Source organism: Wenzhouxiangella sp. 15190, from assembly GCF_003417465.1.
Taxonomy (GTDB): Bacteria; Pseudomonadota; Gammaproteobacteria; order Xanthomonadales; family Wenzhouxiangellaceae; genus Wenzhouxiangella.
On the sequence record NZ_QVMV01000039.1, the window covers coordinates 58,792 to 66,308 of the forward strand.

At 64.0% G+C, this 7,517-nt stretch carries 10 protein-coding genes; 3 read left to right on the forward strand and 7 right to left on the reverse strand.

The window, feature by feature from the left end:
- Positions 1–238: 238 nt before the first annotated feature.
- The 6 genes from lptB to DZK26_RS10475 are packed head-to-tail and all read right to left on the reverse strand — an operon-like array spanning position 239 to position 4,500.
- Positions 239–958 carry an LPS export ABC transporter ATP-binding protein gene (gene lptB, locus DZK26_RS10450; protein ID WP_116897457.1) on the reverse strand — a complete coding sequence of 240 codons (720 nt, stop codon included), beginning with the start codon at positions 956–958 and terminating at the stop codon, positions 239–241.
- 3 nt (positions 959–961) lie between these two features.
- Positions 962–1,420 carry a lipopolysaccharide transport periplasmic protein LptA gene (gene lptA / locus DZK26_RS10455; protein WP_181918291.1) on the reverse strand — a complete coding sequence of 153 codons (459 nt, stop codon included), beginning with the start codon at positions 1,418–1,420 and terminating at the stop codon, positions 962–964.
- Positions 1,398–2,012 (reverse strand): LPS export ABC transporter periplasmic protein LptC, encoded by a 615-nt coding sequence (gene lptC / locus DZK26_RS10460; protein WP_181918290.1) that lies wholly within the window; start codon positions 2,010–2,012, stop codon positions 1,398–1,400. Before lptC ends, lptA begins: the two co-directional genes overlap by 23 nt.
- A complete protein-coding gene (locus DZK26_RS10465; RefSeq protein WP_116897454.1) occupies positions 2,009–2,512 on the reverse strand; it encodes an HAD family hydrolase in 504 nt (167 codons plus the stop codon). Before DZK26_RS10465 ends, lptC begins: the two co-directional genes overlap by 4 nt.
- Positions 2,509–3,486, reverse strand: coding sequence for an SIS domain-containing protein (locus DZK26_RS10470; protein WP_116897453.1), 978 nt, complete (start codon positions 3,484–3,486; stop codon positions 2,509–2,511). The genes DZK26_RS10465 and DZK26_RS10470 overlap by 4 nt, the downstream gene beginning before the upstream one ends.
- Before the next feature lie 33 nt (positions 3,487–3,519).
- Positions 3,520–4,500: a calcium/sodium antiporter gene (locus DZK26_RS10475; RefSeq protein WP_258870824.1), complete on the reverse strand. Its 981-nt coding sequence runs from the start codon at positions 4,498–4,500 to the stop codon at positions 3,520–3,522.
- Positions 4,501–4,604: 104 nt separating this feature from the next.
- Here DZK26_RS10475 and DZK26_RS10480 point away from each other — a divergent pair, with 104 nt between their 5' ends.
- Together DZK26_RS10480 and murA are read left to right on the forward strand one after the other, a co-directional pair.
- Entirely contained in the window at positions 4,605–4,853 is a 249-nt protein-coding gene (locus tag DZK26_RS10480; RefSeq protein ID WP_116897452.1) for a BolA/IbaG family iron-sulfur metabolism protein, read from the forward strand.
- Between the two features lie 4 nt (positions 4,854–4,857).
- Positions 4,858–6,117 (forward strand): UDP-N-acetylglucosamine 1-carboxyvinyltransferase, encoded by a 1,260-nt coding sequence (gene murA, locus DZK26_RS10485; protein ID WP_116897451.1) that lies wholly within the window; start codon positions 4,858–4,860, stop codon positions 6,115–6,117.
- Positions 6,118–6,125: 8 nt separating this feature from the next.
- Here the strand turns inward: murA and yidD are convergent, their stop codons facing one another.
- Positions 6,126–6,359 carry a membrane protein insertion efficiency factor YidD gene (yidD, locus tag DZK26_RS10490; protein ID WP_116897450.1) on the reverse strand — a complete coding sequence of 78 codons (234 nt, stop codon included), beginning with the start codon at positions 6,357–6,359 and terminating at the stop codon, positions 6,126–6,128.
- 79 nt (positions 6,360–6,438) lie between these two features.
- Between yidD and dksA the strand changes: the two genes are divergently transcribed.
- Positions 6,439–6,867 carry an RNA polymerase-binding protein DksA gene (dksA, locus tag DZK26_RS10495; RefSeq protein ID WP_220337045.1) on the forward strand — a complete coding sequence of 143 codons (429 nt, stop codon included), beginning with the start codon at positions 6,439–6,441 and terminating at the stop codon, positions 6,865–6,867.
- The last annotated feature ends 650 nt before the right edge of the window (positions 6,868–7,517 follow it).

Sequence of the window (7,517 nt, forward strand, 5' to 3'; positions counted from 1 at the left end):
GGGGCTTCGGCGAAGCCGCAAAACCCATGGAACCACGGAAAGCACGGAAAAGCACGGAAAGCGAGCGGGCATCAAATGCCGCAGCTCGGGATCAGCGGATCCGCGATGCTCGAGAATGGGGCGTTCAGGTGGTGAAGGATGAGCAAGAGTCCGTCGTTGCATTGCACCAGGGGCGTATACACTCGTTCCGTTCTTCCGTGAACTTCCGTGTCTTCCGTGGTTACACGGTTTTAGGGCTTCAGAGCCGGAATTCGCGCCCGAGGTAGACGTTGCGCACGTTCTCGTCGGCCATGACGTCGGCCGGCACGCCGTGGGTCAGCAGACGGCCCTCGCTGATGATGTAGGCGCGGTCACAGATGCCGAGGGTCTCGCGCACGTTGTGATCGGTGATCAGGATGCCGATATCGCGTTCGGTCAGATGCCGGACGATGTTCTGGATTTCGCCGACGGAAATGGGGTCCACGCCGGCAAAGGGTTCGTCGAGCAGCATGTAGGACGGGTTGGCGGCCAGTGCGCGGGCGATTTCCACGCGCCGGCGCTCGCCCCCGGACAGGCTGATGCCGGACTGGTCGGCCAGATGACTGACCGAGAACTCCTCCATCAGGCGCTCGAGTTCGTCTCGGCGAGCGGTTCGGTCGAGGTCGCGCCTGAGTTCCAGCACGGCCATGATGTTGTCGGCCACCGACAGGCGTCGGAAGATCGAGGCCTCCTGCGGCAGATAGCCCAGACCGTAGCGGGAGCGCTGGTTCATGCTCGAGCGTGTGATGTCGCGCCCATTCAGCTCGATGCGGCCGCCATCGGCGGCGACCAGGCCCACAACCATGTAGAAGCAGGTGGTCTTGCCGGCACCGTTGGGTCCGAGCAGCCCGACGATCTCGCCGGTGTCGACCTGCATCGACATGCCGTGCACCACGGCGCGTCCCTTGTAGCGTTTGGCGAGCTGCTCGGCAATCAGCACGGGTCAGTTCGGCTCCGCACCTTCGTTTTCATTTTCGCCTTCCTCGCCGTCGACGACTTCCGGCTCGATGGACAGGCGAACGCCGCCTTCGCCGCGCACACCCTGGGTATCGAGGTTGTAGACCAGACGATCGCCCGAATAAGTGCCGCGGGACTCCTCGATGTGGGCGTTGCCGATCAGGGTGACGGTGCGTTCGACGAGGCTGTAGACGACCTCGTCTGAATGGCCGGTGGTCTCGCCGCCTTCCTCGGTGACGGTGCGCCAGCGAACCGGAGTGCCGAACAGCTCGATGCGTTCGTAGCCGTTGTTGCCGCGGTAGGCAAAGGCCTCGTCGGCCGTTACCTCCATTTGGCCGCGGGTGATGCGGACATTCTCGTCCAGATGGGTGGCGCCCCGCTCGTTGTCGAACGACACATATTCGGCGTCGACACCGATGCGTTCATTGTTCTGGGCCTGGGTCATCGGAGCGGTCAGGAGCACCAGGATCACGACCGCGAGATGCCACGGCCGGCTCGAGTTCACCTTGTACGCCATCGGTCAGTTCCAGTAGGTTGTTGTCCAGTTCGATTCTCAGACCGCCGGATTGCAGCAGAGATTCAGCCTGCGTCATCGTCACGCGCGTGTCGGAGGTGATTGTACGCGCGCGCCGGTCGTAGCGCAGACGTTCGGTCTTCACCTCGATGTCGCCGCGCTCGCCGCGGTGCGTCAGGGTTACGTTGCCCTCGAGTACCAGCACTGCATCGTCGCGTATCACGCGGCCGCCGTCGGAAGTGCCGTGCCAGTCGGCCGCCTCGGGCTCGATGTGAAATTCCGGCGATCGCAGGCGAGCGATGCGCTCGGCCCAGACATGCTCGAGCCTGGGCCCGGAGAGCGTGAGCTCGACCCGGTCCTGTTCGTCGCGAAACCTGGCGGAGTAGTCGCTGAGCGTGTAGTCGAACTGCGTGTCGGGCATGGTGATCGGCGGGGTGGCACTGCGGTCGGTGGGCATCAGCCAGCGAATGCCCAGCGCCACGATCAGCGCCAGGCAGGCGATCAGCACCACCCGCCAGGTCACTCGAAGCGGCCCTGCCAGGCTTCCAGCAGGCCCCGCTCGGCGAGGATGCGCTCGCAGACCTCGCGCGCGGCACCGTGGCCGCCCGGATTCTGGGTGACGAAATCGGCCCGCTCGCGAATCCAGGCGCTGGCGTCGGCCGGCGCGCACTTGAATCCGCAGCGCCGCATCGCCGGCCAGTCGACCAGGTCGTCGCCGGTGTAGGCGCACTTTTCGCCGGTGAGCGACAGCCGTGCCATCAACTCATCGAGCGCAGCGGCCTTGTCCTCGCGGCCCTGGACGAGGTGTTCGATACCCAACTCGGCGGCGCGGCGGGCGACGATCGGCGAGTTGCGGGCCGTGATGATGGCTACGGCAATGCCGTTGTGCTGCAGGCCCTTCAGGCCAAGCCCGTCGCGGGTATGAAAGGTTTTGATTTCATGGCCGTCGTCCGTGTAGGCGATGCGACCGTCGGTCATCACGCCGTCGACATCGAACACGGCCAGGCGGATGTCGCTGTTCATACCACGCCGGCCTGCAGCAGATCCTGGAAATTCAGTGCGCCGACCAGTTGTCCGTCGGCGTCGGTGACCAGCACACCCTGAATGCGGTGGTTCTGCATCAGCTCGACGGCCGCGGCGGCGAGCTCATCGGCGCGGATGGTGCGCGGGTTGGCGGTCATGATGTTTTCCGCCGGGTTGCTGCGGATGTCGCCGAGGTTGTCGACGTGGCGGCGCAAGTCGCCGTCGGTGACGATACCCACCAGCGAGCCTTCGTCGTCGAGCACGGCACACATGCCCAGGCGGCTGCGCGTCATCTGCATGATCGCCTCGGCGATGCTCTCACTCTTGTGGATCGTGGGCAGCGCCTCGCCGGTATGCATCAGGTCGCTGATGCGCAGCAGCAGCCGGCGCCCCAGGCTGCCGGCCGGGTGCGAGCGGGCGAAATCCTCGGCGGTGAAGCCGCGGGCGTCGAGCAGTGCGATGGCCAGGGCGTCGCCCAGGGCGAGTTGGGCCGACGTGGAAGCCGTGGGGGCCAGCCCGAGCGGGCAGGCCTCGCGGTCGACGCTGGTGTCGAGGTGTACGTCGGCGTGCCGAGCCAGTGTCGAGCCCGGGTTACCGGTCATGGCGATCAGGCGCACGCCGAGCCGCTTGAGGCCGGGCAGAAGCTGCAGGACTTCCTCGGTTTCGCCGGAATTGGACAGGGCGAGCACCGTGTTGTGTTCGGCGATCATGCCCAGGTCGCCGTGGCTGGCTTCCGCCGGATGCACGAAAAAGGCGGGCGTTCCGGTCGAAGCCAGCGTGGCGGCCAGCTTGTTGGCGATATGGCCGGACTTGCCCATGCCGGTCACCACGACGTGGCCCGGACCTTCGAGAATCAGACGGCATGCGGCCACGAAGCGCTCGTCCAGGCGCCGGGCGAGCGAATGGATCGCGCGGGCCTCGGTCTCGAGAACTTCGCCGGCGGCGTCGAGCAGACGGCGGGCATCGATATTCATGCTGTCGATTCTAATCCACCGGGCATGCGGCGGTCACCGCGCCAGGACGGCTTCCCAGATCACCCAGGTTTGATAACCCAGGTAACTGGCGAAGAGGAGCAGGGCGGCGGGCCGGTTGATCAGGCCGTGACCGCCGCGGCGCCAGGCCAGTACCAGCAGCAGGACGGAGATGGCGAACATCACGGCCAGGTCGCGGTTGAGCAGAATCGACTCGATGACCATCGGGTGAATGACGGCCGCGATGCCAAGGACGCCGAGCAGGTTGAACATGTTTGAACCCAGGATATTGCCGATGGCCAGGTCATCCTCGCGCTTGTAGGCTGAGGCGGCCGCTGCGGCGAGTTCCGGCAGGCTGGTGCCCAACGCCACGACGGTCAGGCCGACGACGGCTTCCGTCACGCCCATCAGCAGCGCCAGCGTCACCGCACCCTTGACCAGTACATGGGCGCTGAGTGGCAGCAGAACCAGGCCGACGAGGGTCCACAGGACGGCGGTTCGCGTCGGCATGCCGGTGGGCACTTCCCCGGCGAGCGCGGCGCTCAATGGATCCTCGCCGCCGCTTTTGACACCCAGCATGATCATGCCGCCGACAAGCGCAAACAGGCCGATAAGGAGGATCACGCCGTCGGCCCGGGAAAACTGCAGATCCCACATCAGGACCAGGGTGAGCAGCATGATCAGGGCCAGGACCGGCACTTCGCGCTTGAGGGTGGCCGACTCCACCCGTAGCGGATAGATGAGTGCGGTCAGGCCGAGAATAAGACCGATGTTGGCGATGTTCGAGCCCAGTGCATTGCCGATGGCCAGCGAGGGTTTGCCCTCGAGCGATGCGATGGCGGATACGATCATTTCCGGGGCCGAGGTGCCGAAGCCGACGATGGTCAGGCCCACGATCAGGGTGGACACGCCGAAATTGCGTGCACAAGCCGAGGCGCCGGTCACCAGTCGGTCGGCCGCCCAGATCAGCAGCACGAAGCCGGCAAGCATTTGCAGCACAGCGATGGTGATCGTCATTCAGCTTCCAGAAAGGTTCGGGCAGGCGGCCGGGGCGATTGCGTTAAACTAGGCGTGCCTCGTAACTTCATTGGCCACCTGTTTTAACTTCCCCCGAGCAGATCATGGATGTCACCGCAATCGAAGCACGTATTCTACAAGCAATGCCCGATGCACGGGTCGAGGTCGAATCCGGCGACAACGTTCATTATGTCGCACGTATCGTGAGCGAATCGTTTGCCGGACTTTCTCGTATCCAGCGGCATCGCCAGGTGCATGCCGCAGTCGGCGAAGCTCTCGGCCGCGAGATTCATGCCATGAGTCTCGATCTCAAGACCCCGGAAGAAGCCGGGCAGTCTTCGGCACAAGGCTGATTCCATGGCCCGAATCCAGATCCGGGGTGGTCGACCGCTCGAAGGGTCGGTCGAGATTTCCGGTGCCAAGAATGCCGTGCTGCCGATTCTCATGGCCGCATTGCTCACCGAAGAACCCTGCCGCCTCGTGGGCGTACCGCATCTCAAGGACGTCACCACCACCATGGAACTGCTCGGCCAGATGGGCGTTTCCATCGCGCTGGGCGACCGCTTGAGCGTCGAACTCGATGCCTCGGCCATGGAAAGCGACATCGCCCCCTACGACCTGGTCAAGACGATGCGGGCCTCGATTCTGGTGCTCGGCCCGCTGCTGGCCCGGCGTGGCGCTGCCCAGGTTTCCCTGCCGGGTGGCTGTGCCATCGGCGCCCGGCCGGTGGATTTGCATCTCAAGGGGCTGACCGCGCTCGGAGCAGAAATTACGGTCGAGTCCGGTTACATTCAGGCACGTGCGGAGCGTCTCAAGGGCGCGCGTATCGTACTCGATACCGCTACCGTGACCGGTACCGAGAACCTGATGATGGCCGCGACCCTGGCCGAGGGCACGACCGTGATCGAAAACGCCGCCCAGGAGCCCGAGGTGGCCGACCTGGCCGAATGCCTGAACACCATGGGTGCCGGGATTTCGGGTCACGGCAGCAACACCATCGTCATCGAGGGCGTCGAGCAACTGTCGGGCTACGACTATGCCGTGGTGCCTGACCGCATCGAGGCCGGCACTTTCCTGACCGCCGCGGCCATGACCGGCGGCCGGGTGCGCACGCTCAATGCCGCGCCGCACACGCTCGACGCGGTCCTGGCCAAGCTCGAGGAAGCCGGCGGGCAGATCACCATCGGCGAGAACTGGATCGAGCTCGACATGGCCGGCCGGCGCCCGCGTGCGGTCAACGTCACCACGGCCCCCTATCCGGGGTTCCCGACCGACATGCAGGCACAATTCACGGCGCTCAACGCGATTGCAGGGGGCACGGGCATCGTGCGCGAGACGGTGTTCGAGAACCGTTTCATGCACGTACTCGAGCTGCAGCGTCTGGGCGCCGATATTCGCCTGGAGGGTAATTCCGTCATCATCAAGGGTGTGGAACGGCTGACTGCCGCACCGCTGATGGCCACCGACCTGCGGGCCTCCGCCTGTCTGGTTCTGGCCGGGCTGGTCGCGCAGGGTGAGACGGTGATCGACCGCGTCTATCACATCGACCGCGGCTACGAGAATATCGAGGAAAAGTTCCGACAGCTCGGTGCCGATATCCGTCGCCTCGCCGGTTGACGGGCCGCTCAGTCCACCTCGTCATCGTCGTATCCGGGGACCGGATCCTTGCCCCCGGGGCAGAGCGGATGGCAGCGCAGCAGGCGTTTGAGGGCCAGCCAGCTCCCCCGCCAGGGCCCGTACAGCTCGATCGCCTGCCTGGCGTAGACCGAACAGGTCGGTTCGAATCGGCATTGGCCGCCGATCCATGGGGAAAGCACGTAACGGTAGGCCCGGATCAGGGCGAGTAATATCTTTTGCATGCGGGGTTGCCAGAGATCACCGTCTAGGATATATAATCGACCGTTTTGCAACAACCTGGCTTGAAGAGGCCACGAGCTGATGTCCAGCAAGATTGTCGATTTACCGAAAGGCTACAAGCCTTCCGAAAAAGAAGAGTACATGTGTCAGGAGCACCTGGAGTATTTCCGTCGCAAGCTGCTGCAGTGGCGGGAAGACCTCATCCAGGAGTCCCAGGAGACCATCAATAACCTGCGCGGCGAAGTGCGTGACGTCGGCGACGAGGCCGAACGCGCCAGTCGCGAGACGGAGAACAGTCTCGAACTGCGCACGCGGGACCGCTACCGCAAATTGCTCAACAAGATCGACCAGGCCATCGCCCGCGTCGATGACGGTACTTACGGCTACTGCGAGGAAACCGGCGAGGAAATCGGCCTGGCCCGCCTCGAAGCACGTCCCATTGCGACGCTGTGCCTCGATGCCCAGGAGCGCTGGGAGATCAAGCAAAAGCAGATGCGCGACAGTCGCTGACGGCATCGCGGCTGCTTTGCCACTCGTTTGGAAAAAGCCCCGCTCTATCGGGGCTTTTTCATTGTGTTGCTTCCAGCTGGAAGACACTGGCTTTCTAGACGGCACCGGCCGCGGTGCGATCCTCGACCAGTCAACTGCTGTTTCGCCCGGCTTGCTTCGCAAGCTCTTTCGGCGAGTCACTTTTTTCTCGCGCGAAAAAAGTGACCAAAAGCGCGCTTAAAAGATGGCGGATGCGCCGCAGGACCAAGCTAGTGTGAGGGCTTCAGTATTTTGCTTCCGTCTTCGCTCTAACTCCGTCTAGACACATGGCGTCCTCGACGTCGCTGGGGCGTAATCTGCATTCTGACGGCCCGACCTCGATCACCCCGGCTTCGGCGACGCCAAGGCAGAGTGCTTCGGGTGAATTAGCCTTGGATCGAGATTCGTGGCAGGGCCTTCGAACGCTCGCCCTCGAAGTCGTGAGGCTGGGTGCGGGCCTGTCCAACCGGACGTCGCAAGCCCGCCTGCGTCTCAGAGATTTCAAACGAAGCCCCAGTCAAAATACTGAAGCCACTCCGTGGCGGGATAACTACCTGGTATCCGCCATGTTTTCAGCGCGCTTTTGGTGACTTTTCTCGCGCAAGAGAAAAGTTACCCGCCATCAGCCTGCG